At 55.9% G+C, this 23,442-nt stretch carries 26 protein-coding genes and 2 tRNA genes; 9 read left to right on the top strand and 19 right to left on the bottom strand.

Annotated elements, in window-relative coordinates; translation table 11 throughout:
- Positions 1–50 precede the first annotated feature (50 nt).
- The 5 genes from HNP33_RS12825 to glnH all read right to left on the bottom strand — a co-directional run bounded on the left by HNP33_RS12825 (position 51) and on the right by glnH (position 4,248).
- Positions 51–980 (bottom strand): MurR/RpiR family transcriptional regulator, encoded by a 930-nt coding sequence (locus tag HNP33_RS12825; RefSeq protein ID WP_184709039.1) that lies wholly within the window; start codon positions 978–980, stop codon positions 51–53.
- Positions 977–1,999 (bottom strand): C45 family autoproteolytic acyltransferase/hydolase, encoded by a 1,023-nt coding sequence (locus tag HNP33_RS12820; protein ID WP_184709038.1) that lies wholly within the window; start codon positions 1,997–1,999, stop codon positions 977–979. The genes HNP33_RS12825 and HNP33_RS12820 overlap by 4 nt, the downstream gene beginning before the upstream one ends.
- Before the next feature lie 4 nt (positions 2,000–2,003).
- On the bottom strand, positions 2,004–2,732 hold the full coding sequence (gene glnQ / locus HNP33_RS12815) for a glutamine ABC transporter ATP-binding protein GlnQ (RefSeq protein WP_221452071.1): 729 nt from the start codon (positions 2,730–2,732) through the stop codon (positions 2,004–2,006).
- Positions 2,729–3,385 carry a glutamine ABC transporter permease GlnP gene (gene glnP / locus HNP33_RS12810; protein WP_184709036.1) on the bottom strand — a complete coding sequence of 219 codons (657 nt, stop codon included), beginning with the start codon at positions 3,383–3,385 and terminating at the stop codon, positions 2,729–2,731. Before glnP ends, glnQ begins: the two co-directional genes overlap by 4 nt.
- 116 nt (positions 3,386–3,501) lie before the next feature.
- Positions 3,502–4,248, bottom strand: a complete 747-nt coding sequence (gene glnH / locus HNP33_RS12805) for a glutamine ABC transporter substrate-binding protein GlnH (RefSeq protein ID WP_184709034.1) — start codon at positions 4,246–4,248, stop codon at positions 3,502–3,504.
- 434 nt (positions 4,249–4,682) lie between these two features.
- Between glnH and HNP33_RS12800 the strand changes: the two genes are divergently transcribed.
- The 5 genes from HNP33_RS12800 to galU all read left to right on the top strand — a co-directional run bounded on the left by HNP33_RS12800 (position 4,683) and on the right by galU (position 10,643).
- Positions 4,683–5,246, top strand: a complete 564-nt coding sequence (locus HNP33_RS12800; protein WP_184709032.1) for a cytochrome b — start codon at positions 4,683–4,685, stop codon at positions 5,244–5,246.
- A gap of 28 nt (positions 5,247–5,274) precedes the next feature.
- On the top strand, positions 5,275–5,850 hold the full coding sequence (locus tag HNP33_RS12795) for a YceI family protein (protein WP_184709030.1): 576 nt from the start codon (positions 5,275–5,277) through the stop codon (positions 5,848–5,850).
- Positions 5,851–5,933: 83 nt separating this feature from the next.
- Positions 5,934–6,509, top strand: a complete 576-nt coding sequence (locus HNP33_RS12790) for a YceI family protein (protein ID WP_184709028.1) — start codon at positions 5,934–5,936, stop codon at positions 6,507–6,509.
- A gap of 215 nt (positions 6,510–6,724) precedes the next feature.
- Entirely contained in the window at positions 6,725–9,640 is a 2,916-nt protein-coding gene (locus tag HNP33_RS12785) for a valine--tRNA ligase (RefSeq protein WP_184709026.1), read from the top strand.
- A 115-nt stretch (positions 9,641–9,755) separates the two neighbouring features.
- A complete protein-coding gene (gene galU, locus HNP33_RS12780) occupies positions 9,756–10,643 on the top strand; it encodes a UTP--glucose-1-phosphate uridylyltransferase GalU (protein ID WP_184709024.1) in 888 nt (295 codons plus the stop codon).
- A 173-nt stretch (positions 10,644–10,816) separates the two neighbouring features.
- Here the strand turns inward: galU and HNP33_RS12775 are convergent, their stop codons facing one another.
- From HNP33_RS12775 to cysM, 3 genes are all read right to left on the bottom strand, one after another.
- Positions 10,817–11,044, bottom strand: coding sequence for a sulfurtransferase TusA family protein (locus HNP33_RS12775; protein WP_184709022.1), 228 nt, complete (start codon positions 11,042–11,044; stop codon positions 10,817–10,819).
- 112 nt (positions 11,045–11,156) lie between these two features.
- Positions 11,157–11,780: an NUDIX hydrolase gene (locus tag HNP33_RS12770; protein ID WP_184709019.1), complete on the bottom strand. Its 624-nt coding sequence runs from the start codon at positions 11,778–11,780 to the stop codon at positions 11,157–11,159.
- 54 nt (positions 11,781–11,834) lie between these two features.
- Positions 11,835–12,740, bottom strand: a complete 906-nt coding sequence (cysM, locus tag HNP33_RS12765) for a cysteine synthase CysM (RefSeq protein WP_184709017.1) — start codon at positions 12,738–12,740, stop codon at positions 11,835–11,837.
- Positions 12,741–12,781: 41 nt separating this feature from the next.
- Here cysM and HNP33_RS12760 point away from each other — a divergent pair.
- Positions 12,782–12,866, top strand: a tRNA-Leu gene (locus HNP33_RS12760).
- 231 nt (positions 12,867–13,097) lie between these two features.
- Here the strand turns inward: HNP33_RS12760 and HNP33_RS12755 are convergent.
- Entirely contained in the window at positions 13,098–13,715 is a 618-nt protein-coding gene (locus HNP33_RS12755) for a Bro-N domain-containing protein (protein WP_221452070.1), read from the bottom strand.
- Positions 13,699–13,863: an Arc family DNA-binding protein gene (locus tag HNP33_RS12750; RefSeq protein WP_184709015.1), complete on the bottom strand. Its 165-nt coding sequence runs from the start codon at positions 13,861–13,863 to the stop codon at positions 13,699–13,701. Before HNP33_RS12750 ends, HNP33_RS12755 begins: the two co-directional genes overlap by 17 nt.
- 82 nt (positions 13,864–13,945) lie before the next feature.
- Between HNP33_RS12750 and HNP33_RS12745 the strand changes: the two genes are divergently transcribed.
- From HNP33_RS12745 to HNP33_RS12735, 3 genes are all read left to right on the top strand, one after another.
- Complete coding sequence (locus tag HNP33_RS12745) at positions 13,946–14,314, top strand: Arc family DNA-binding protein (RefSeq protein ID WP_184709014.1); 369 nt, start codon at positions 13,946–13,948, stop codon at positions 14,312–14,314.
- 200 nt (positions 14,315–14,514) lie between these two features.
- Positions 14,515–15,288, top strand: coding sequence for a hypothetical protein (locus HNP33_RS12740; protein WP_184709012.1), 774 nt, complete (start codon positions 14,515–14,517; stop codon positions 15,286–15,288).
- The gene (locus tag HNP33_RS12735; protein WP_184709010.1) at positions 15,266–15,505 is read left to right on the top strand and encodes a hypothetical protein; all 240 of its coding nucleotides are present in this window, start codon (positions 15,266–15,268) and stop codon (positions 15,503–15,505) included. The genes HNP33_RS12740 and HNP33_RS12735 overlap by 23 nt, the downstream gene beginning before the upstream one ends.
- 342 nt (positions 15,506–15,847) lie before the next feature.
- Here the strand turns inward: HNP33_RS12735 and HNP33_RS21195 are convergent, their stop codons facing one another.
- The 9 genes from HNP33_RS21195 to HNP33_RS12690 form a co-directional block, all read right to left on the bottom strand.
- Positions 15,848–15,976 (bottom strand): hypothetical protein, encoded by a 129-nt coding sequence (locus HNP33_RS21195; protein WP_267906715.1) that lies wholly within the window; start codon positions 15,974–15,976, stop codon positions 15,848–15,850.
- A gap of 1,355 nt (positions 15,977–17,331) precedes the next feature.
- Positions 17,332–17,805: a DUF695 domain-containing protein gene (locus tag HNP33_RS21325; RefSeq protein WP_184709006.1), complete on the bottom strand. Its 474-nt coding sequence runs from the start codon at positions 17,803–17,805 to the stop codon at positions 17,332–17,334.
- Between the two features lie 236 nt (positions 17,806–18,041).
- Complete coding sequence (locus tag HNP33_RS12720; RefSeq protein WP_184709004.1) at positions 18,042–18,308, bottom strand: hypothetical protein; 267 nt, start codon at positions 18,306–18,308, stop codon at positions 18,042–18,044.
- Positions 18,298–18,717: a hypothetical protein gene (locus tag HNP33_RS12715; protein ID WP_184709002.1), complete on the bottom strand. Its 420-nt coding sequence runs from the start codon at positions 18,715–18,717 to the stop codon at positions 18,298–18,300. Before HNP33_RS12715 ends, HNP33_RS12720 begins: the two co-directional genes overlap by 11 nt.
- A gap of 295 nt (positions 18,718–19,012) precedes the next feature.
- Positions 19,013–19,534: a demethoxyubiquinone hydroxylase family protein gene (locus HNP33_RS12710; RefSeq protein WP_184709000.1), complete on the bottom strand. Its 522-nt coding sequence runs from the start codon at positions 19,532–19,534 to the stop codon at positions 19,013–19,015.
- Positions 19,535–20,514: 980 nt separating this feature from the next.
- Complete coding sequence (locus tag HNP33_RS12705) at positions 20,515–20,949, bottom strand: hypothetical protein (protein ID WP_184708998.1); 435 nt, start codon at positions 20,947–20,949, stop codon at positions 20,515–20,517.
- Between the two features lie 268 nt (positions 20,950–21,217).
- Positions 21,218–21,574, bottom strand: coding sequence for a hypothetical protein (locus HNP33_RS12700; RefSeq protein WP_184708996.1), 357 nt, complete (start codon positions 21,572–21,574; stop codon positions 21,218–21,220).
- A 94-nt stretch (positions 21,575–21,668) separates the two neighbouring features.
- A complete protein-coding gene (locus HNP33_RS12695; protein ID WP_184708994.1) occupies positions 21,669–22,289 on the bottom strand; it encodes a hypothetical protein in 621 nt (206 codons plus the stop codon).
- Between the two features lie 1,017 nt (positions 22,290–23,306).
- Positions 23,307–23,382, bottom strand: a tRNA-His gene (locus HNP33_RS12690).
- Positions 23,383–23,442 lie beyond the last annotated feature (60 nt).

Raw genomic sequence — 23,442 nt, 5'->3', positions numbered from 1 at the left:
AACACTATGGCCTTTGCAGGGTTGCAAGGCTTACAGCTGTGGTTCGCCCTTCACTGCTCGATCCCGAGCCTGGCAATCCAGCGCTCTCGCTGCTGCACCGCTGCAAGCGCGCCATCGCCCAGCAACTGAGCGGCTGTGTTCACCAGCGCTTCGCACACCACCAGATGCGCCACAAGGCTGTTGCTGACAAAGGCCGAGGTATGCGATACATAAATGGCGTGCTGGGCAGCAGCGGCCAGAGGCGATGCCCGGTGGTCGGTCAAGGCCACCACCACCAACCCCTGCTCGCGCGCAGCGCGTGCCACATCCACCACCATGCGGGTATAGGGCGCCACGCTGGTCACCACCAGCACATCGCCGCTCGCCAATTGCGCCAAGCCCTCGGCTACGGCCATGTTGCTGCCGCCCAGCACGCACACATCTGGGCGTAGCAGACCCAGGCCATAGCTTAAATAGCTGGCAACGCTGTGCATCTGCCGCAGGCCAAAACAGGCCACCCGGGGCGCGGCAGCCAATTGCTGCGCCACCTGCTCGATCTGCTGCGCATGGCCTTCGCTGCCCAGCGCATGGATGTTGTCGATGGCGCTCTGGGCCATGGCAGCCAGCACGGCGGCGGCTGCGCCACCGGGCTGTTGCAGGTCGACTGCCTGCCTGGTCTGGCGCGCATAGAAATACGGCGTCTGCTGCGCCAGATGCGCTTGGAACACCGCCTGAAAATCTGCAAACCCCTGGTAGCCAAGCCGGGTGGCAAGACGTGTCCACGTCGATGCGCTGATGCCGTGGCGCGTCGCTGCCTGCGTGATGCTGAGCAGCGCAAAATCAGCGGGCGCAGCCAATGCCTGCGCCAGCGCCGTCATGGCCTTGCGACCCAGCTGCACATCGCCCGTGCCTTGCGCCAGGCGATCAACCAGCTGGGCCAAGGCATGCAGGCTGGCAGGTGCAGCGGTGCCGGTCAACTCTGGCGTGGCTGGCGGGTTCATGCCGCCTGGGCGTTCACAAAGCGCATCACCGGCGCGCGCCCGCCATCTTCCAGTACCTCCCAATGGATGGCATCTGCCCCCACCGCCATGAAGGCCGTCGCCATGGTGTTTTCATCGTCGCTGTCATCGGCCGCATTGCGCAGAATCGGAAATGCGCTGTTGTGCTGGTCTGCCAGGATCGACAGCGCATCCCGCACGCCCTCCCGCAACAGCTGCTCGCCGCGCTCCTGCCGAAAACCCGATGAATTGGTGACCAGCTGCGGATGGTGGCGCATGGCTGTGTGCACCAGATGGTTGGCATGCAGCGCTGGCGCGGTGACTAGCTCCATCGACACCCGGTGTGCCGTGAACTCCACACTGGCAATGGCCGCCACACCCGCCTGTGCCACCGAAAAGTGAAAGCCTCCCGCGCGCGGCACTTCTTCGAGCATATGCTGCACCGCCACGGCGCTGTCCAGATTGAGCGCCGCGCGGCCCAGCACCATGCGGGGCACGCCAGCGCTGACGAGCCGCGTGCGCACGTTGTTGACGGTGATGCCCAGCCCCCGGGCATTCACGGCAAACGTATGGCCCGGAATCGAGCCCGGGTAGGCGAACGACACCACATCGCTGTGGCCCCGCACACTGGCACGCACGATGGCGCAGTGGTTCTTGAAGAACGGCAGGCCATCCTCGTTGTGCGCCAGCCGGGCAGGCACTCCGCCTTCGCCGGGCAACAGCACGGTGGTGCAGCCATCGGGCGCCATAGCCCACAGGTCGCCCCGGCAGTTCCAGATGAACACATCGGCCAGCGGCAGCTCCAGGCCAGCGGCCAGGCCTTCGATTTCCTGCCAGATCGCGGGAAACCGCTCCTGCGTGAGCTGCTGCATGGCCGCAACCTCTGCACTGCCGCGCCACGCCATCAGGCTGACCCATGCAGCGCTTGGCAGGAGCAAATCGTGCACCGCCTGCTTGCCAAAGCGGCCCAACGCCAGGCCCAACTCGTAGGGCGAACCTTCCACTTCCAGATACTTCAACATAAAGCTACTCCACGTGCTGCAGAAAATCGCGCAGGCGCGGATTGGTGGGGTTGTCGATCATCTCCACCGGATTGCCATCGACCGAGATGTGGCCATGCTCCATGAAGATGAGGCGCGTACCCACCTTGCGGGCAAATGCAATCTCGTGCGTCACCACAATCATGGTCATGCCGCTTTCAGCCAGGTTCTGCATCACTTTGAGCACCTCCTGGCGCAGTTCGGGATCGAGGGCCGAGGTAGGCTCGTCAAACAGCATCAGCTTGGGTTTGACTGCCAGCGCACGCGCAATCGCCACACGCTGCTGCTGGCCGCCCGATAACTCCGAAGGGTAGTGGCCCTTGCGCTCGGCAAGGCCCACCTGGGCCAGCAGTTGCTCGGCCTCCTGCATGGCCTGCGCCTTGGCCGTGCCGCGCACCTGGCGCGGGCCAAAGGCAACGTTCTGCTGCGCCGTCATCTGCGGAAACAGGTTGAACTGCTGGAACACCATGCCCGCTTCGCGGCGGATCTCGCGCACCGTGCGCTCGCCGCCCTTCACGCTCAGGCCATCCACCAGCAGATCGCCACCGTCGATTTTTTCCAGCGCATTGATGCAGCGCAGCAAGGTGGATTTGCCCGAGCCCGAAGGCCCGATCAGCACCACGACCTCGCCCTTTTCGATCTGCAGATCCACACCATCGAGCACCACGGTCTTGCCAAACCGCTTGCTGACTTTCTTGAATTCGACCATGCTCATAGGATGCGCATCCTTTTCTCCAATTGGCGCAGGCCAAAGGTCAGCACGCCCACGAGAGCCAGGTAAATCAGTGCCACGGCGGTCCAGATCTCCACCGCCCGGAAATTGGTGGCGATGATCTCCTGGCCCTGGCGCGTCAATTCACCCACGCCGATCACGATGAAGAGCGAGGTGTCCTTCAAACTGACGATAAACTGGTTGCCCAGCGCGGGAACGGCGCGGCGGAAAGCCACCGGCCCCACCACGAAGAGCAGCACGCGCCACATCGGCATGCCCATGGCCTGACCCGCTTCGCTCAGGCCCTTGGGCACCGACAGAAATGCGCCACGCACGATCTCGGCAATATAGGCGCCGGAGTTGACCATGATGGCCAGCACCGATGCGGCAATCGGATCGATGCGCAGGCCCGCCAGCAGCGGCAGCACAAAGTACAGGAACATCACCTGCACGACGATGGGCGTGCCGCGAATGGCCTCGATATACACCAGCGCAATGCCGCTCAGCAGTTTGTTGCCATAGGCTCGCATCAGGCCCGCCAGCAGTCCCAGCACCAGGCCACCCAGCAGCCCCAGGATGGCAATGTAAAGCGTGAGCCGCGTGCCCTTCATCAGCTCGGGCATGGCGCTCCAGATCACTGACCAGTCGAAATCCATGAGTTTCTTTCTTCAATGAACGCACAAGCCCTTGCCGCCTCTTGCAGCAACGGTGCCGCCCTCCCCGGCGCAAGGCGCCCGAGAGGGAGGAAAGGCGCGTGGCGCCTCAGGGACAGTTACTTCTTGGGAGGCTCCACACCGAACCACTTTTTGTAGATGGTGGTGTAGCGGCCATCGGCCTTGATCTTGGCCAATGCACCATTGACCTTGGGCACCAGCTCGCTGCCCTTGGGAAAGCCGATCCCGTATTCCTGCGCCATCATCTGCTTGCCCACCACCTTGACCTTGCCCTTGCCAGTGGTGTTGGCGTAATAGAGGACATTGGGCGTGTCATGCATGGCCGCATCCACGCGACCCGTCATCAGCTCCATGTAGGCGTTGTCGATGTTGGGGAACAGGCGCAGCTCGGTTTTCTTGAAATTCTCCTTGGCGTAGTCGACAGCCGAAGTGCCTGTCTTCATCGCCATCTGCTTGCCATCAAGGTCTTCGCCGCCGTTGATCTTGCTGTTGGCGGGCACCATGATCATGAAGCCGCTGTCGTAATAACCATCCGAGAAGTCGATGACCTTTTTGCGCTCATCCTTGATGGTGATGCCGGCCAGCGCCACATCCACATTCTTGGTCTGCAGCGCAGGCAGAATGCCGTTGAAATCCATTGGCTGCAGACGGTAGTCGAGCTTGAGTTCCTTGGCAATCGCATCCCACAGATCGATGTCAAAACCGACGTACTTGTCGCCCTGCTTGAATTCAAAAGGCACAAAAGCCGTATCCGTGGCCACTACCAGCTGTGCGGCCTGCGAGGCACCCGCAGCAGCCAGCGACATAAGGCCCACGGCCAGCAGTTTCTTGAACTTGAATTTCATCGCAACCCTTTCTCAGGCATGTTGAAGATCAGGCGCTTGGCCATTCGCAAAAGCTGCCCTCGCTGCGGCCCGATCGCACTACCCAACCCCGAAGGCGAGGCGTGCGCTGAATAGGCCCATCACCAAAAGCAATAAATATTTGCATGCAAAGCGTCAATGCAAATTTATTTGCATATCTAAAAGCCGTCCATGGGGTTTACCCGTTTTGTTTGTCAGGGCTTGTACCAAGTCAACCATGCTGCAGAGCCGTGTTGCGCAAATAGCCAACCGGCATTTGCATATGGCAATTGGTTCTGGAACTTTGTGTGGCTCCGGCCAGTCAATTCAATTCTTTTGAACTTCAACATCAATCAGGCTGAACTTTCGCAACTCGCGCAGCTCCTACACTGGCTCCCATTGATGACCGCTGCCGCTTGTAGCGCAGCGCTTTTTTTATGTCCTCTGCTCCAACTACTTCGCAACGCTATACCGGCACCGCCATCGCACTGCACTGGATTTTGGCCCTGGCCCTGATCGGCATCTTTGCCTTTGGCCTGTACATGACCAGCCTGCCGTTCTCGCCCGCCCGGCTCAAATACTTCAACTGGCACAAATGGGCCGGTATGACGATCCTGATCCTGTCGGCGCTGCGCATTCTGTGGCGCATTACGCACCGCCCCCCTGCGCTGCCAGAGGCTGTCAGCCGCAGCATGCCAGCGTGGCAGCACATCGCCCACCATGGCGTGCACCACCTGATGTATGTGCTGTTCTTCGCCATTCCGCTGGTCGGCTGGGCCTACAGCTCTGCCGCCGGGTTCCCGATCGTTCTCTTTGGCATGCTGCCTCTGCCTGATCTGGTGAGCAAGAGCCCCGAGCTGGCCGAGACCCTCAAGCCCTGGCATGCCTACCTGGCCTATGCCCTGGCAGCCCTGGTGGTACTGCATGTGGCAGCGCTCCTCAAGCACCAGTTGATCGACCGTGATGGCCTGCTGGCCCGCATGCTGCCCGGCAAAGCCTGATATTCCCCATTCTCTGGAGTCCGAACCCATGTCTTCCTTCTTCAAAACCACCCTCATCGCCACTGCCCTGGGCGCAGCTGCCTTTGCCGTCCCCGCATTCGCCCAGCAAGCCCTGGTGCCGGCGCAAAGCGCCGTCAATTTCGAAGCCAAGCAGATGGGCGTGCCAATCAAGGGCCACTTCCAGAAGTTTGATGCCAAGATCGCGTTCGACGCAGCCAAGCCCGAAGCGAGCAAGATCCATTTCACGGTCGATACCGGCAGCGCCACCATGGGCGCCAAGGAAACCGATGCCGAGCTGCCCAAGGCGGAGTGGTTCAACGTTGCCAAATTCCCGCAGGCTACGTTCGACTCCAGCGCCGTCAAGGCGCTGGGTGGCGGCAAGTTCCAGGTGGACGGCACGCTCACCATCAAGGGCAATGCCCAGAAGGTCAGCCTGCCCGTGACGCTGGCGCAATCGGGCACCACCACCACGGCCACCGGCACGTTGCCACTCAAGCGCCTGGCCTTCAAGATTGGCGATGGCGACTGGGCCGACACCTCGATGGTGGCCGATGAAGTGAACGTGCAGTTCAAGCTGGCCTTGACCGGCGTCGGCAAGATTTGAACGAAATTGGCTGCTGGTGCTTATCCATCAAGCGCCAGTAGCTCTCATTTTTGAAATCCACATTCCAACAAGGAGTTTTCACCATGCGTACCACCGTTTTTGCCCTGGCCGCTGCCGCTCTGTTTGCCACCGCCGCACAGGCAGCGCCCGCTACCTACGCCATCGATCCGACCCACACCTTCGCCACGTTCGAGATCGACCACTTCGGCGCCTCCACCAACCGAGCCCGTTTCGACAAGAAGAGCGGCTCGGTCGAGTTCGACAAGCAAGGCAAGAGCGGCAAAGTGGAAGTGGAACTGGACATGACTTCGGTCAACTCCGGCACGCCATCGTTCAACAAGCACCTGCAAAGCGCCGACATTTTTGACGTGGAGAAATTCCCCACCGCCAAGTTCGTGTCGGACAAGTTCGTGTTTGACGGCGACAAGCTCAAGGAAGTGACCGGCCAGCTCACCCTCAAGGGCAAGACCGCACCAATGACCATCAAGGCCAACAAGTTCACTTGCTACGAAAGCCCCATGCTGCAAAAGCGCGAAGTTTGCGGCGGCGACTTTGAAGCCACCATCGACCGCACCCAGTGGGGCCTGGACTACGGCATTGCCTACGGTTTCCCCAAGAATGTGCGCCTGGTACTGCAGATCGAAGCCGTAAAGCAATAAGCTCAAATTTCAGATAAAAATAGCTGCCAGCGCTTGATGCATAAGCGCTGGCAGCTATTTTTTTGGGAGTACATACCGCAGTCGCAACCAACCTGCCACGGCCCACATGCCCACGCAGCCCATTCCCGCCAGCGGGCGGGCTAAAATCAAGCCATCTGTCTGATTGCTATAGAACGGCATCCCCACCCGCGATGCCGTTTTCCATTGATAACACCATGAGCGAAACCAATTCCACAACGGTCTCCCAGCCGGGCCTCGACAGCCTCTCCAAGTCGTTTGAGCCTTCGTCCATCGAAGCCCACTGGGGCCCCGAGTGGGAAAAGCGCGGTTATGGCAACGCAGGCTATCGTGGCACCGGTCAGCCGGACGCCCAGGCCACTGCGGAGCACAAGAACTTCGCCATCCAGCTCCCCCCCCCCAATGTGACGGGCACGCTGCACATGGGCCATGCGTTCAACCAGACCATCATGGACTCCCTCACGCGCTACCACCGCATGAAGGGCTACAACACCGCCTGGATTCCCGGCACCGACCACGCTGGCATCGCCACGCAGATCGTGGTGGAGCGCCAGCTGCAGGAACAAGGCCGGAGCCGCTACGACCTGGGCCGCCCCGACTTCGTCAAGAAAGTCTGGGAGTGGAAGGAAAAGAGCGGCAACACCATCACCACGCAGATGCGCCGCATGGGCGATACCGTGGACTGGAGCCGCGAATACTTCACGATGGACGACAAGCTGTCCACCGTGGTGACCGACACCTTCGTCAAGCTTTATGAGCAGGGCCTGATCTACCGCGGCAAGCGCCTAGTGAACTGGGATCCGGTGCTGCAATCGGCCGTGTCCGACCTGGAAGTCGAAAACCAGGAAAAGGACGGCAGCCTCTGGCATATTGCCTACCCGCTCACCAGCGGCGAAGGTAATCTGGTGGTCGCCACTACCCGCCCCGAAACCATGCTGGGCGACGTGGCCGTCATGGTGCACCCCGAGGACGAGCGCTACAAGCACCTGATCGGCCAGACCGTGACCCTGCCGTTGGTGGGCCGCCAGATCCCCATCATTGCCGATGAGTACGTCGACCGCGAGTTCGGCACCGGCGTGGTGAAGGTCACCCCTGCACACGATCAGAACGACTACCAGGTGGGCCAGCGCCATGGCCTGCCCATGATCACGGTGCTGACGCTGACCGCCAAGATCAACGACGAGGCGCCCGAAAAATACCGTGGCATGGACCGCTTTGTGGCCCGCAAGGCCATCGTGGCCGACCTGGAGGCGCAAGGCCTGCTGATAGAGACCAAGAAGCACAAGCTCATGGTGCCAATCTGCGACCGTACCGGCCAGGTGATCGAGCCCATGCTGACAGACCAGTGGTTCATCGCCATGAGCAAGGTCAGCGACCAGGACCCTACGGGCAAGAGCATTGCACAAAAGGCGATCGACGCCGTGGCCTCGGGCCGGGTGGAGTTCGTGCCCGAAAACTGGGTCAACACCTATAACCAGTGGATGAACAACATCCAGGACTGGTGCATCTCGCGCCAGCTGTGGTGGGGCCACCAGATTCCGGCGTGGTACGACGAAGAAGGCAATATCTATGTTGCCAAGACCGAAGCCGAAGCCCAGGCCCAGGCCGACAAGGTTGCGCCGGGCAAGAAGCTCTCCCGCGATCCCGATGTGCTCGACACCTGGTACTCGTCGGCCATGGTACCGTTCTCGACGATGGGCTGGCCTGCCCAGACCGACGCGGCCGACGACGACTACAACCTCTACCTGCCCTCTTCGGTGCTGGTGACCGGCTACGACATCATCTTCTTCTGGGTCGCCCGGATGATCATGATGACCACGCACTTCACCGGCCGCGTGCCGTTCAAGCATGTGTACATCCACGGCCTGGTGCGCGACGCGCAAGGCAAGAAAATGTCCAAATCTGAAGGCAACGTGCTCGACCCGGTGGACCTGATCGACGGCATTGCGCTTGAACCCCTGCTGGACAAGCGCACCATCGGACTGCGCCGCCCCGAGACTGCGCCCACCGTGCGCAAGAACACGCAAAAGGAATTCCCCGACGGCATTCCCGCCTACGGCGCCGATGCATTGCGCTTCACCTTCGCTGCGTTAGCGTCGCTGGGCCGCAGCATCAACTTCGACAGCAAGCGCTGCGAAGGCTACCGCAACTTCTGCAACAAGCTCTGGAACGCCTCGCGCTTCGTGCTGATGAACTGCGAAGGCCATGACTGCGGCCTGCTGGAACACACCAAGGAACAATGTGCCACCGGCGAGTACCTGCAATTCAGTCAGCCGGACCGCTGGATCGTCTCCCAATTGCAGAAAGTCGAGGCCGAGGTGGCCAAGGGCTTTGCGGAGTTCCGCCTCGACAACGTGGCCAACACCATCTACGACTTCGTCTGGAACGAATTTTGTGACTGGTACCTGGAAATCGCCAAGGTGCAGATCCAGACCGGCAACGAAGCTGCGCAGCGCGGCACGCGCCGCACACTGATCCGCGTGCTCGAAGCGATCCTGCGTCTGGCGCACCCCATCATCCCGTTCGTGACGGAAGAGCTGTGGCAGCAAGTGGCACCGGTGGCCGGCCTCCAGGGCGAATCCATCGCCATTGCGCGCTACCCCGAGGCCCAGCCCGAAAAGATCGACGAAGCCGCCATCGCCTACGTAGCCCGCATCAAGCAGATGGTGGACGCCTGCCGGGCGCTGCGCGGCGAGATGGGCATCTCTCCAGCCCAGCGCGTGCCGCTGCTGGCAACGGCAGGTTCCGCCGACGAGCTGCAGTTCCTGCACAGCAATGCCCAGGTGCTCAAGAGCCTGGCCAAACTCAGTGATGTCAAGGTCTTCGAAGACGAAGCCGCCTGGGCTGCAGACGCGCAGAACGCACCCGCTTCGGTGGTGGGCAATGCGCGCCTGGCACTGTTCGTCGAAATCGATGTGGCTGCCGAAAAAGTCCGCCTGACCAAGGAAATCACCCGGCTGGAGGCTGAACTCTCCAGCTCGCAAAAGAAACTCGGCAACGAGGCTTTTGTCGCCAAGGCGCCGCCCGCAGTGCTGGAGCAGGAGCGCACCCGCGTGGCCGAAAAGAGCGCCACCCTGGCCAAACTGCAGGAACAGTTGCAGCGCCTGGGCTGAACCGGGAGGCTGACCCGAATAGCCATGCGCAAATCGTCAGATAATGCGCCATGACAGTGCACAAGGCGCAGCATGCTGCGCCTTTGTCACATCTGCCTTATCAAACTGAGCACCTATGATCACTCCAACTCGTGTCCGCAAAGCAGTTTTTCCGGTAGCTGGCCTGGGCACCCGCTTCTTGCCTGCAACCAAGGCATCCCCCAAGGAAATGCTGCCCGTGGTGGACAAGCCGCTGATCCAGTACGCAGTGGAGGAGGCCTATGAAGCTGGCATCCGCGACATGATCTTTGTCACTGGCCGTAGCAAGCGCGCAATCGAAGACCATTTCGACACCGCCTACGAACTGGAGAACGAACTCGAACGCGCCGGCAAGCAAGCCATGCTGGAGTTGGTGCGCAGCGTCAGCCCCGATGACATGAATTGCCTCTTCGTGCGCCAGCCGCGCTCGCTGGGCCTGGGCCACGCCGTGCTGTGCGCCGAGCCGCTGGTAGGCAATGAGCCATTTGCCGTGCTGCTGGCCGACGACCTGATGACCGGCTCTGCCGGTGGCCAGGGCGTGATGGCGCAAATGACGGCGGCTTTCCTCAAGCAAGGCCGTTCGCTGCTGGCCGTGCAAGAAGTACCGCTGGAGCACACCAAGCGCTACGGCATCGTCAAGGGCGAGCCCGCAGGTGGCCCCTTGATGCGCATTGATGAGATCGTGGAGAAACCCGCCCCAGAAAAGGCACCATCGCGCATGGGCGTTGCAGGCCGCTATGTGCTCACCCCCGGAATCTTCGACCAGATCCGCAACCAACCCCAAGGCGTGGGCGGAGAGATTCAACTGACCGATGCGATTGAGCGCCTGATGGCGCACGAGACGGTGTACGCCTTCCGCTACAACGGCAAACGCTATGACTGCGGCAGCAAGGAAGGCTTTCTGGAGGCTACGGTCGAGCTCGCGCTGCAGCACCCTGATGTGGGCGAGAGCTTTCGCGAATACCTCAAAAACCTGAGCATCTGATGGGATCCACAGTGGCCCCATCGGGGGACATGTGGATTTCAAATACGAAAAGGCCTGCAAATGCAGGCTTTTTTGCGCAAAATGCTACCTTATCGATAGCAAAAAGAATCCATGGTCAAGCCGCTGCTACATTGCTGCATCGCCACAAGCCGATGCGGTCGCCTGGGCCCCTCTCATCGTCTGCGCAGGATATGGATGAACTCCTCGCCCACCGTCTGCTGCTCTATCAGTTCGTTGCCCGTTTGTTTGGCAAAGGCCTGAAAATCCCGGATCGAGCCGGTATCGGTAGCCACCACCTTCAGCAGTTGGCCGCTTTGCATGGCTGCAAGCGCCTTCTTCGCCTTCAGAATGGGCAGCGGACAGTTCAGGCCGCGGGTATCTACTTCTTGGTCAACTTCCATCGTGCACTCTCTCTGCAGCGCGGGGGCGCTGCGTCATCACTCCAATTATCCCAACCCACCTCGCGGCCCATGGCATCGCCATGGAGCAAAGCCATCAATGACCGCTGCAAGCCTAGTCCAAAGCAGGCGCTACTACAAAGCGGCCATCCTCGTCCCAGTAGCGCACGGGCCATTTGGCGGGGTCTGGCTCCGGGTTCTGGCCAGGGCGGAATGCCCCAAAACGCACAGGCTCGCCCTTGCTCTTGATCCACTCGGCCAGCGCGTAGCCTGTGCCAGCCGGCCAGCACTGCGCCTGCTGCGCGGTCTTCCACTGGTAATCGGCCAGCTCGGGCGACAGGCGCACATCGCCGGGCTTGCCATGCACACGCACATGGTAGGCAATCAGCACCTGGTTCATCCGCAGAAACTCCCAGCAACCAATCAGGCGCAGCGCCTTGGCACGCAGGCCCGTCTCTTCAAGCACTTCCCGTGTAATGCCTGCTTCGGGCGATTCGCCCGCTTCCATGAAACCGGTGATCAGCCCGAACACACCTTCCTGCCACAGCGCATTGCGGGCGAGCAATACCTGTCCATCATCGTTCTCCACCACGGCAGCCAGCACAGGCGTGGGATTGCCCCAGTGCGTCCAGCCACAGGCCGGACAGCGCAGACGGCTGACATCACCGCTGTCTTCGGCCGTCACGATCCATTGCAGTGGGGTGGCGCAGTTCACGCAGAATTTGGTTTCGTATTGCATAACGCTTTCAAAGGAATAACCGCAGCCGCTGAGGAACCACGCGCTATCGATCCATCAGGCCGGAAATACCCCGGTCGACAAATAGCGGTCTCCGCGGTCACAGACAACGAACACAATCGTAGCGTTGCGCTCGCGGCGTGCAATTTCCTGCGCGACATGGCAGGCGCCAGCAGCAGAGATGCCTGCAAAAATGCCTTCTTCGCGTGCCAGGCGCCGCGCCATGTCTTCTGCGTCGTCCTGCGTCACATACACCAGTTCATCGACCAGGCTGGCATCGTAGATGGCAGGCAGGTATTCCTCAGGCCATTTGCGAATACCGGGAATGCGCGAGCCCTCGGTAGGCTGCGCCCCGATGATGCGCACGGCGGGGTTCTTTTCCTTCAGGTACTTCGCAACACCTGTGATGGTGCCCGTGGTGCCCATGGCGCTGACAAAATGGGTGATCTTGCCGCCAGTCTGCTGCCAGATCTCAGGACCGGTGGCTTCGTAGTGCGCACGTGGGTTGTCTGGATTGGCAAACTGGTCAAGCACCTTGCCCTTTCCATCGGCCACCATCTTGTCGGCCAGATCGCGCGCATATTCCATGCCACCGCTCTTGGGCGTAAGGATCAGCTCGGCGCCATAGGCCTTCATAGTCTGTGCCCGCTCGATCGACAGATCCTCAGGCATGATCAACACCATGCGATAGCCCTTGATGGCCGCAGCCATGGCCAGGGCAATGCCCGTGTTGCCCGATGTCGCCTCGATCAAGGTATCGCCAGGCTTGATCTCGCCGCGCTCCTGCGCGCGCTGGATCATCGAGATGGCCGGGCGGTCCTTCACCGAACCAGCGGGGTTATTGCCTTCCAGCTTGCCCAGCACCACATTGCCGTGCGGCTCGTTATAGTCCGCACCAATGCGCTGCAACGCAACCAAAGGGGTGTTGCCGATAGCGTCTTCGATCGTTGGATATCTTTTCATGGCCGAATTTTGTGTCATAATTTTGGTCTGCGAGATACACAGCCCGGGTGGTGAAATTGGTAGACGCAGGGGACTCAAAATCCCCCGCCGCAAGGCGTGCCGGTTCGATTCCGGCCCCGGGCACCAACCTGAAAGCCGTTAAGTTTTAATAACTTAACGGCTTTTTTATTTTTCTGGCTGGTCGCATTCATTTCATCGTTTCCTCATAAGTTTCCGCATCGTTTCCGCGAAAAACTATAGCAACCAGCATTCTATCTACGAGGAAAGGCCTTGCTTGTCTCCTTGCCTAGTCTCGAAACGCCAGCTATAGCAAAGACACCAGCCAAGCTTGGATGAACTCAGGAGCGCGACCCTCTATCACCAAACCTGCCGCACAAGCCAGAGCTGAGCAAACTCGTACACCTCGCCGTCAATCACAGCGATCTCGTAACCGCGCCAAACTGCACCCTGTTCTGTGAACTCTTGCAATACAGGATCAACAAGCACGCAGGCACTGACTGGAACGGTGTGCGACTTTGTATCGAACAAATCGAACACCTTGCGGCTTCTCATCGGATTCTTATCGTTCCGGTATGTAAAGGACACCCAATCACTGAATGCAACCGCTGATGGCTTGCGGCTGCGCAACACCATCCTATAAAGACCGCCCTCAGAAACCACAGTAAGTTGTTGATTTCCCATAGAGGTACTCACTGAGTGAGTACCCTTCTGATGGTCGGAAAGCATGCGCGCTGCATTAGACGCGTCACGAAATTCCAGCGCCCTCGCCACATCGGCGGCAACAAACCATGGTTCAGCATTCCGCATCACAACGCGCACTTGGTGTTCGCCGAAGTTGAAGACGGGTTGGCTACTAACTTGAATATCGGTACAATTCGACATGTTGATTCCTTGTGTGAGAACTTGGGGTTTGACACTCAACGCCTCGGTTGCTGCAACTTCCGGGGCGTTTCCTTTTTCAGGCTGCCTGCTCATTGCCTGCCTCCTGCGCCTTTCGACTCTGCTCACGTCGCATTACCAGTTCAGCAGTTACGCTACGCCGTGCTGCACTAGCTTGGTCCTTCAGCCACTCCTTTAGCTCTTGCGGAATGCGGACATTGGTTTGTTCGTCTTTACGTGCCATTTGTGACTCCTTTCGTATAGCACGGTGCTAATGTAGCACGGTACTAGCCAACTTGCAAGCACCGTGATGCAATAATTCACTCATGGCCCGTACCGACCCCCAACTCAACTTCCGAATCCCTGCTGAGCTCAAGGAGCGTCTTGAGGCTGCTGCTGTGGGCAACAAGCGCACATTGACAGCGGAGCTGGTGGCCAGACTAGAGAATTCGTTCCGCTCAGAACTCCCGCCCCTTGTTGCGGTGAAGCAGGCCTCATCCTTACCGGAGGATGGATCATTCAGCCCTCAGCAAATGCAAGAGGTCTTTTCAAGGCTTGCCAAGAACGCTCAAGAGGTGTCCGCTCTAGCAGGGCTCCTGAAGGGACTCGCCGAGGGCTTCACAATCTCAGATGAAGACGGAATCGAAATTGCACGAGTCCCGCCATTCCAACGGTCGAAGGGGAACTCCAAGTAGCCCTCCATTGGCAACGCCAATTGGTTCAATGTCTGCCATGCTCGGGCGTCAAATAAAAAAGGCCCACGCGAAAGCGTGAGCCCATAAAAAAAGCCCGCCGAAACGAGCTATGGAACTATGTGCCACTATGCCATCCTTGTCGTCATAGGCATGGTTGCGTAAGATCGTCTTGTCGTAGCTCGGATACCAACCAGAGATATATGTTCCTAGAAAATAGAAAATCCGTTTTCAAATTATGTACATTTATTGCGATCTCTAGTCTTCTCTATGGCTGCGAATCAGCGGTATTGATCATGGGCTTTGCGACTGCTCCAGCTCGCACCGAAATGGCCAATAGGGAAAGGCAAGTTCTTGACTCCTATCTAGATGATGTTTTTGAAAAGGATCGCCCAATTATTTTAAGAACAATAAATCATAAAGCTGAATCTGGAGGCTATGGTGCGTGCCTGCTAGATATAGCAATAAGACGCAAAAGGTTTGATATAGTTAGAAAGGCATTAATTGCTGGGGCTCGTCCTAGTAAATGTGAGACTGGCTCATCAACTTTCCGCATCGCCCTTGTCCAAACAGAACCTCAAGACCTTCCTCAACTTGCGGGACTTTTGAATGATTACAAAGCTCTTACCGGGTTCAATAAATCATTAATCATATATTCAGCCATAATGTCAAACAGTCCCGCGTTGATAGATTTTGGCGTCTTAGTTGGTGCAGACGTAAATAATCCAATAGATATATATCAATTCCCCAGCTACAAACGCGATCCGCTCTTCCAAACACCTCTTTATATTGCCGTAAGAGAATATCAGCCACGCCAAAATTCCACACTAAAAATAATAGAAAAAATTTTTAAATATGGGGCCAAATACGATGACTCTATCGAAATCGTTTTAAGTAAAAAGAAGAGCTCCAGCGATAAAGATCCAACTTGGCAGGAGCTAAATGATATCTTGTATGCAGAAAAAAACAAAGGATAGCTCCAGCACCCCAAGATGGGTAATCTTTAAAGTAATTTTGCCTGTGCCTCAAATAGAAAAACCCGCACTTGGCGGGTTCGGACGTAAAAAAACCGCCTCGGGGGCGGCGGGTGCGTTGTTTTTAAGACCTGCTGGGCCTTTCATTGAAGAGGCCTGTGATCTTTGTGACTTGACCAACAGCTACTTGTTTACCTCCTTCATGGCAGTAAAACATTGAGCCGACAGCCAGACGCTCTCGATAGACTTCCATCCTCAACTAATCATTCAATACCGTCATCCGAGCAGCTAGGTTGACACCTACAGGAAGTAACTCGTCAGTAGGCAACGAGTTCCCTTGCTCATCCATGAAATCAGGCCAGAACATCCACAAATGCTTAGCTGGTGCGTCCTCTGCATAGCAAAAATCCCAGCGGATACCGTTGAATGGTGGTGACTGCCGCCCACCCTCCTCAAAGGACAGGATTCTGATGGACACCTTGAAGTCGTCTGGAACTTTGTAAAGTCGATGCATAGGCTGTCAATATACGCGGATACGTTCTGGGAGTTTTGAGCGTCTTAACTATTGCTGAGTTTGAACGACGACTACAACACATTCACCTCCATCAACATCAATCGACTTGCGCCAGGCATTTTTGATGTTTGAGACAGGTGTGAACTCGCCATACGCTTTCAAAGCAAGTTCTTTCATGAGTGCGGGGGTCAAAGCCGGGAGCGCGCCGGACGGGATGTTTGAACACCAAGTAGAAATAAATCCGCGATAGTTGCTGTGACTTCCTTGCGCTATGTGGGTAGCGCCTTTGTAGGAGACGACGTAGGTATACAAGGGCATCAAAACGCTTTCGCAAGATTGCAAAGTTGTTCAGCGCGGCGGGAGGCCTTTAAGGGTCCGCTCCGAGCCTGCTCTAGACAACTTATCGTCTCCTTCACGATCTGGACTACCTGTAGTCGGGCAGACGAACTCCGCCTATTTTGGGCCGGCTGATTGCGGCTGCTCATAAGTCTCAGAGTTAAGGAGTTCAGATAGTTCTTCGGGTGGAAGTCTCTTCATGAGCGCCTCGATCTCACGCGAGTAGCCGCGGTCATTCGGCTCCACTCCTCGCTGCGCCCTACGACCGTATTGCTGCACAAACGTAGACAGCTCAGCGGACAACCGGTTTCTCCGATGAGACATGTTTGCAGATCCTTGCTAGGTGTAGACATTGGTCATATTAGCAGGGACTTTTGCTTTGATTGCATGGCAAGTCCCCCCAAGACGAGCCCACTGATGTGGGCTTTTTTGTTCAACGTGTCTGAGCAAGAGCGTCCAATCCTGCCGAGACAATTCAAGAAGGTGCCTAGCGTCGCGCAAACAAGTTCACAATGAAGATGATTGGCCAACCAAACATAAAAATGAGAAGTGATCCAATGAAACCACCGAAAAGACATAACTCAACAAAGCTATCCAAGCCACATCCGTGACAACCAGCCCCTGTGTCACATCTACAACCTGGAACATTCGCTGTGATATAGGTAGCTACTAAAAATGCTAGTGCTGGCATGATCACTAAAAATAGCCACACAATGATACCGATTGATCGCCCTTTAGCTTGGGAAGTCAATTCCATTACTCAACACCGTTTTTCTCACCAGTTTTGGGCCGACAGTTCTGACAACACACTTGTAAGTTGCGATCAGGACAACAGTTGACAGAATGACTGATAGCAAAAATGCATACCATCCCCATTCGTGCGATGGACCTTTAAATAAGTAGGGCGATGCCGCGAAGACTACACCCCACGTTGCAGCACTAAGTAAGACTGCACATAGTGTGGCGAAAAATCGGACTTTGGTTTCTGATAATCGCATAAACCCTTCAATATCGGTTCCTGTCGCTATTCAATCACAAGATCACCGTCCACGCCTAGCCGACTTCAGCCATTCTACCGAGTGCGCCCCACCTTGACAGAGCGAAGCGCCCTTCCCGCTCCCGCCCTACCATCACCTTGCCTCTGGGAGCGGAGGCGCTTTGCTGTAAGTGCTTTGCCCGCATGATGCGCTACTGACTTAACGCCGGATGGAGCGCACAAATGAATCGTGCAAGGCCCACTTGGGATCCCAAATGGTCTCAAATTCGAGTGGTACAACGGCCTTTGACTGGACCTTTTGGACAGCGTCGATAAAGTTACGCCCAGACTGAGTGTAATAAACCCACTGGCGTTTGTTGTTCCCTGTAGAAACAGACACCAACGTGGCCAAATTCGCCGATAGGCCATCGACCGCGTCTTCCAAAGCATCCATAGACTTCTGTTCTGAAGCCGTAGGAAGTCCCTTTTGCCCGCTGAACCGCCAGGAAACTACAACTCGATCAGGCTGACTCTGCTTCTGGAACTCTGGGATCATGCGATCAGCAACTCGATATATCAAGACCCAGCCATCAGAGGCTCTTGTCGCAGTAGCTGTGCTCCAAATCTCTACCGGAGGTGCGGCTGAGGTTGCGCTTGATACAGCAAGCAGCGTCGCACTAAAAAAAGTTTTCATAAATAGGATACACATTTGAAGCAATCGATCCTATTCTATAGAGAACCCCTTGCTGGACTGCTTACCTCTCGCCCCAGCCCTCTCCGGAGGGCTTTTTTGCGCCAATTGGTTCGATATCTGCCATGTTTGGGCCTCAAATAAAAAAGGCCCACGCGAAAACGTGAGCCCATGAAAAAAGCCTCCGACTCAGGGTCAAGAGGCTTGCAGATGAAAAGACTGGAGATCTATTCCAGGATCTAGCGCACAACGACTGTGCTGTTCTTCTCTGAGCGCATGAATACTTGGCAGTGAACGCCTCCGGGGATGAAAAGCCTCACGTCATTGCGCGTGAACTTGCCCTCTAGAAAGAATGGTGCGGCATCGCTGTACCACTTCCAGTAGACATTGGCATTTGCCTGGACGCTGTATTCCTCCCAGCGCGGCCATACCTTCATCCAGAATTTTTCCACTTGAACCCATCTGTTATTACGGAGTTCGACCTTCCTTGCTTTGCTAGTTGGCATGGCTTTCTCCCTTTACAGAAAGTGAATCAAAATTCATGTGAGTAGCACTCGGCCCCGGAATGATCTCGTACTCAGTGTCGTCATGGAAATTTTGCTTGCGGTCCAGTGTGTGTGAATTTTCACCAATGCTGAATGCCATCAACGCTCTAACAAGCAACTCGTCCTCTGTTTCAACCGGGAAATACTTAGACGGTATGAATTTCCTTGCCTGCTCAAATTTAATTTCGAGTGAGCCGAATGTGGGGAATTTATCGAAGATTGGCTTCAAATCTTCAACCCCCTTCAGAGGATATGAGATGCCAACTTTTCGCGCCGCATAGACTAAATGAGTGGCTGAGAAAAGAGTTGGATGCAACTCAAGAGCTGCATTCAAGATATCCAGATCATTTATGACAAACTGCTTCTTCATAAACGCCTCCTATCATTGATGGAGTCTGCATCTTTCTCCTGAAGATTGGGCTCTTCCGTAGGACAACGTCCCGAGATCACTATCTAGGCGATTTTTACATTTACAAACTCACAGTGAACTCTTCCACTTTGTACGCAACTTTCAACCGCATAGATCTATCACCGCGTAGATTGTTTCTTGGCGGGTTCGGGCGTAAAAAAACTCGCCTCGGCGAGCTATAAAGAAGGGCCTCCAGAAGTTATTCCAAAAGGCCTAACACTAGAAAACTAGGTGTTGAAAGTCTGGTGAACTCACCTCATAGACGCATCCCCAACCAAATAACAAACTCAGTCGATGCCGCCACAATTGGGATAAGCACTCTTGGCCAAAACTGACCTACATCAAGATGCACTTCCGATTGTTCAAGGTGCAGCATCTCATCATTAACAATCTTTGAAATTGCTACAACCGCTGCTTCGTCCTGACCGTCAAGTGCTCGAAGCTGGCTCTGTAGATGGCCTAGTACAACACGCTCCACGGCAGCAGTAGTTGCCGCTATGGCTTTGAGGCCAAAGAGAGCGGTGATGAAGCCGAGCACATACCCGCCAATACCGCACAGCATGTAGCTTCGACAACGGCGTACCCCGCGTCTCTGAAGCTCGCTCCAGAAGATCGCGCGGTGCTCCTGTTCATGAGTCTTGAACTCCTTGAGTTTGCCGACCATTGACGGCGCGGTGACTCGTGCCACCACTATTTGAGCCGCATAGATATTCACAGCTCCATTCTCACCCGCATGATTGACCTTCAGTGTCCGCTCGGCCAATGTTGTTGCTTTCATAGGTTCAACTCTTACTGTAGCCAGCCACCTACCATAGCAGTATTGCACCACTGACCTCCACTGCCCCCAAGACGATCCCACTGATGTGGGCTTTTTGCTGGGTGCATCGCATGCATGTGCTCAAGAACAGCTACTGCCGTCACTACAACTGGCATCTCCACTACCCCCATCGGCAACGCCACCCTTCGTCGCGTAATTCTTTAGAGGCTCGGCCGGATAAGGCCTTACTAGTTTGGCATCCTCTGATGCTTTCCTGCCAAGTCGCCATTGATCCCAAGCAAGGAACAACCCAAGAGGAACGATGAGCAGAAGAATTGCGGTGAGAAAGAAGTTCATCGTCAACACACCTTAGAAGCATGAGTCTCTGTGGTTGCACCATGCCGATCTGTGGCTGTCACTGAACGCCCCAAAGCAGCTGTTGAGCAACTATCCGATTAGGCCAACTGTCCTTAACTCTGCTGAGGATTCGAGTTCACCGTAAACAAGCGCCACTCTAGTTGCTGTCGAGTTCAAGAAAGAAAGCGGAAGCAAGTGAGGCCGCAGGTATTCGTACAGTGCATTCGCGTCGGCCCCGCGAAATATAGCTTCACAATCTCCTCCATCAATCGCCATGTCATCCCCAACAAACTCACCTGCTCCACTGCAGTCGAGTTCAAGCCGCAAGCGTTCAATGAATTCGCACCATGGGATGAGGTCTTGAATCTTGTGATTGAAGTAAACGATAACGTGCTGCATTGACTTTACATTGAAATTTCGATTGCTAGCCAACCTGCGACTGTCACTGAACAACCCGAAGCTGGCAGTCAATTAGCGAAGTTACTTCTCAAGAGTTTCCACTAGCTGCGATAGCCGTTGAACCACTATTGTCCCTGCTCTCTCTCCACTTGGTTCTGAATATGCGGTGCCATAAATCGGTCAGCTCTGAAAACCTGCATATAGGGCGCGTAGTAGGCTTCGGGGCGAAGCGACGAAGGGGAATTTCATAGGTGTTCGGGTAAGTTGCGGACCCAAAACTGCATGGTTCCAAGTGCTCGGCGTTCATCGCTTCCGAGGTCCTCGGCTTCAAGCAAGTGTAAGGTACTAGCTACAGCTTCCTTGCCACATAGATACATGAGGTACTGAGGCAGTTGCTCGACGCTGAGCTCGTACTTTGATATGGCCGAGCGTAGTAACTGTTCCAGTTCGACGTTGCCTTTGGGTGCAAGCGCGACAAGCAACCGGCCAGCCAACTCTTGTGCTGCAGTACCTTCTGGGGGAGGCGAGCCTTCAGTGAACACCAAAAGCAGCCCCGCGAGCACCGTCTCTTCTGGTAGCAATCTCAACCGAGATGCGCAAAACTGAAGTTGCTGAGAGTTATCGAAACCGAATTTTTTGGCTCGATCAGAAACAAACGATGCGATTTCTGGCGCCTGCATAGAGAAGCCTAACTAGATTTAGAAGACATGCAGTTTGCACGGCTAGTTCGCCTAATACTACATGAGCTTGCTGTTCGATAGGCAAATTTGCTATCGCCGCTTTTAGACAGGCCTAAAATTTTTGATCTCGGTCTCCGGTACAAAGGTCCGAATATGGCTAATAGAGACTGTACCAGTTCGACCCAATGATGGCCTTCACGCAAAGCAAATCACCCATTCTCCCCAAAATCAGCTCGTCTATGGAGTCACGTTGATTTTGAGTAATTCGCTACCTTGCTTCTTCCGACTTGGCCAGTCTGGTTAACATTATTTGAGCCATTTCGGAGGGGCAACGGCGATAGGACTCGGCGAGCAATGCATCGTATTCGTATGGCAGGCTTTCAATTCCATGGACAATCGACCAAAGGACGCCTGCGCCATCATCGTCAGGGAATCTTTCAAATACGCCAAAAAGAACTGACAACGACTCTAGCGGTGGAGTTCCGAGTGACCACAACTCCTTCAGTAAGTCATCGAATGGTAGCCACTGACCATCGACAGGGTGGAACTGGTTTATGTCATGGAGTACTTGTGCTGCTTGGCGCATTGGCGTGAAAATCTCAGTTGATAAGAGCTGCGTGGTCAACTTCCGCTTCTGGCCGATTGCGGTTGTCGCTGCTCGCCTCTAACTCGCCATTCGATATTGCCGAGAGACAAAGCTGCGTGGGGACGTGATGACTTTACTCAACCAGCAAGTCATAGGTCACTGCTTGCATCATTGTTGGCAGCACCCCTCCAAAGTTCAATACATGCTTACCTTTGGTTAAAGGCCCCACTGCGACATAGTATCCATCCGCGACTGCGTCCTGACCCTGCCCATCGACTAAGCTGAAGCACGGGGTCTTGAGCCGATGGGCGGCAAGCCCTTCATACCGTCTGCCATCTATTTCCAGAATAAGTGCAGACGGCTCATCCGTTAGCGTTGCCGCCTGCTTCGCCAAGGTTGCGCAACTCGCGCTGGAACCCTGGGGCCTGAAAGTCATGTAATTGATTAGAGGGAAGAAAAGAGTTTTTCCCGCGGGAACCTTACAGTGCCGTTGCGTGCGCTTGGTCCCATAGGTGCCGGCAAGAAACCAAACTTCTCCTTCTTGCCGGCTTGCGCACATTTCCCCTGTCTGGTCGGTAATGGGGCTACGCATCCTGTCAAACGAAAAAGCCCATTGCCACCATCTTGCGGCCCACTCAGTCTGAGTTTTGCCTGCTATTGTTTTTTGACTTGTGACTAGCGCGCTATCCTGAGCATTTGCACTCTCGGAAAGAAAAAGCAGTGTCAGAGAAAGGCAAAATATTAATTTCTTCATTGAGGCTTTCTAGGCGGTTGCAGAGTCTTCTGATTGGGAAACGTCCAAGCGTCCGCTTCTGGCCGGTTTGCCTCTATCGCATAGTGGCCAAAAACCGTTCAACGCGCAAACACTCGGTTTCATTTGCTAGAAGACAATACATTCAACGATTGAACTGGCCCACCGCACGTTGTCCGCAATAGGCCCTAACGTGCCCCGCCTCCAACACTATGGAAAAATTCGATTGCTGAAATTCGAACCGCTTCCATGGTATAGCAATACTTCGCTCCTCATCAAATAGATAGAAGTCTGGCAGAGCAATCAGCGAGCAGTCTCCAGGCAGTCCGCACGGCGCTCCGTGGAGAGAGTCGTCACTTTCGCTAGCTTTTAGAAATCCATCCACTCGCAAAAGTCGAGTGCAGGAAAACTCAAACACAACATCTGCACGGGCATTCCCTGGCTCACCCCAACTTGTTGGCTCATTCACAGGCAACTGCGTGAATTGCCCAAGAATCGCAAGTTGGTCGAACTGTGCACGCCAAGCATGCGGAGCGAACGTGCTGAGCGGTGGCGGGCTCCCGCCATAGGGGCCGAGTACGGCCTTTGGCTCAGTGAGAAGCGAGGTCCATTCGATGGTTGATATGGTATGCATCAAGGTTTGGTAGTTATCGGCATCGTCTTTTAAATTATGACCTCTACCCTGTCTTTGAGCGGGTTGTCCCTTCTCACCCCTCCATCCTACCGAGTGCGCACCGCCTTGACCCATCTCAAAACACCCTCCCTCCCCTTGCCCTCCCATCACCTTGCCTCTGGGAGCGGAGGCACCATGGCACTATGCTGTAAGTGCTTTGCCACCCTAGAGGTGGCATTTTTTTGCCTGCGATGTAGCATGCACGTAGAAGGACAGCATGAACGGGCAGCCACCTGCGCGGCCAATGACCACTCCGAAGAGCTTCTTTGCAAGGATCCAAATTCCAACGGTTGGAATACAAAGCAAAAGGCGCTAGAGCTTTAATAGCACTAGCGCCTTTGTTTATTTGGGGTGGCTGATGGGGCTCGAACCCACGACAACAGGAATCACAATCCTGGACTCTACCAACTGAGCTACAGCCACCGTGTTGGTGAAGACATGATTATAGCGGTTAATTTACCGATCTAAACGAAAACAAGGATT

It is taken from the genome of Comamonas odontotermitis (genome assembly GCF_014207855.1).
In the GTDB taxonomy this organism is placed as follows: Bacteria; Pseudomonadota; Gammaproteobacteria; order Burkholderiales; family Burkholderiaceae_C; genus Comamonas; species Comamonas odontotermitis_A.
The sequence above is the reverse complement of the archived record's forward strand: the minus strand, read 5'-3'. Positions and strand labels throughout refer to the sequence as shown.

Excerpts from the sequence above, each read along its gene's own strand:
- HNP33_RS12710 (WP_184709000.1), bottom strand. The coding sequence starts at position 19,534 with ATGAAAGCAACAACATTGGCCGAGCGGACACTGAAGGTCAATCATGCG.
- HNP33_RS12720 (WP_184709004.1), bottom strand. The coding sequence starts at position 18,308 with ATGCCAACTAGCAAAGCAAGGAAGGTCGAACTCCGTAATAACAGATGG.
- HNP33_RS12775 (WP_184709022.1), bottom strand. The coding sequence starts at position 11,044 with ATGGAAGTTGACCAAGAAGTAGATACCCGCGGCCTGAACTGTCCGCTG.
- HNP33_RS12750 (WP_184709015.1), bottom strand. The coding sequence starts at position 13,863 with ATGGCACGTAAAGACGAACAAACCAATGTCCGCATTCCGCAAGAGCTA.
- glnQ (WP_221452071.1), bottom strand. The coding sequence starts at position 2,732 with ATGAGCATGGTCGAATTCAAGAAAGTCAGCAAGCGGTTTGGCAAGACC.
- HNP33_RS12735 (WP_184709010.1), top strand. The coding sequence starts at position 15,266 with ATGCAGAAAAAAACAAAGGATAGCTCCAGCACCCCAAGATGGGTAATC.
- galU (WP_184709024.1), top strand. The coding sequence starts at position 9,756 with ATGATCACTCCAACTCGTGTCCGCAAAGCAGTTTTTCCGGTAGCTGGC.
- HNP33_RS12800 (WP_184709032.1), top strand. The coding sequence starts at position 4,683 with ATGTCCTCTGCTCCAACTACTTCGCAACGCTATACCGGCACCGCCATC.
- HNP33_RS12770 (WP_184709019.1), bottom strand. The coding sequence starts at position 11,780 with ATGCAATACGAAACCAAATTCTGCGTGAACTGCGCCACCCCACTGCAA.
- HNP33_RS12715 (WP_184709002.1), bottom strand. The coding sequence starts at position 18,717 with ATGAAGAAGCAGTTTGTCATAAATGATCTGGATATCTTGAATGCAGCT.
- HNP33_RS12745 (WP_184709014.1), top strand. The coding sequence starts at position 13,946 with ATGGCCCGTACCGACCCCCAACTCAACTTCCGAATCCCTGCTGAGCTC.
- HNP33_RS12785 (WP_184709026.1), top strand. The coding sequence starts at position 6,725 with ATGAGCGAAACCAATTCCACAACGGTCTCCCAGCCGGGCCTCGACAGC.
- glnP (WP_184709036.1), bottom strand. The coding sequence starts at position 3,385 with ATGGATTTCGACTGGTCAGTGATCTGGAGCGCCATGCCCGAGCTGATG.
- glnH (WP_184709034.1), bottom strand. The coding sequence starts at position 4,248 with ATGAAATTCAAGTTCAAGAAACTGCTGGCCGTGGGCCTTATGTCGCTG.
- HNP33_RS12695 (WP_184708994.1), bottom strand. The coding sequence starts at position 22,289 with ATGAAGAAATTAATATTTTGCCTTTCTCTGACACTGCTTTTTCTTTCC.
- HNP33_RS21195 (WP_267906715.1), bottom strand. The coding sequence starts at position 15,976 with ATGAAAGAACTTGCTTTGAAAGCGTATGGCGAGTTCACACCTGTCTCA.
- HNP33_RS12795 (WP_184709030.1), top strand. The coding sequence starts at position 5,275 with ATGTCTTCCTTCTTCAAAACCACCCTCATCGCCACTGCCCTGGGCGCA.
- cysM (WP_184709017.1), bottom strand. The coding sequence starts at position 12,740 with ATGAAAAGATATCCAACGATCGAAGACGCTATCGGCAACACCCCTTTG.
- HNP33_RS12755 (WP_221452070.1), bottom strand. The coding sequence starts at position 13,715 with ATGAGCAGGCAGCCTGAAAAAGGAAACGCCCCGGAAGTTGCAGCAACC.
- HNP33_RS21325 (WP_184709006.1), bottom strand. The coding sequence starts at position 17,805 with ATGAAAACTTTTTTTAGTGCGACGCTGCTTGCTGTATCAAGCGCAACC.
- HNP33_RS12740 (WP_184709012.1), top strand. The coding sequence starts at position 14,515 with ATGTTCCTAGAAAATAGAAAATCCGTTTTCAAATTATGTACATTTATT.
- HNP33_RS12825 (WP_184709039.1), bottom strand. The coding sequence starts at position 980 with ATGAACCCGCCAGCCACGCCAGAGTTGACCGGCACCGCTGCACCTGCC.
- HNP33_RS12820 (WP_184709038.1), bottom strand. The coding sequence starts at position 1,999 with ATGTTGAAGTATCTGGAAGTGGAAGGTTCGCCCTACGAGTTGGGCCTG.
- HNP33_RS12705 (WP_184708998.1), bottom strand. The coding sequence starts at position 20,949 with ATGCAGGCGCCAGAAATCGCATCGTTTGTTTCTGATCGAGCCAAAAAA.
- HNP33_RS12790 (WP_184709028.1), top strand. The coding sequence starts at position 5,934 with ATGCGTACCACCGTTTTTGCCCTGGCCGCTGCCGCTCTGTTTGCCACC.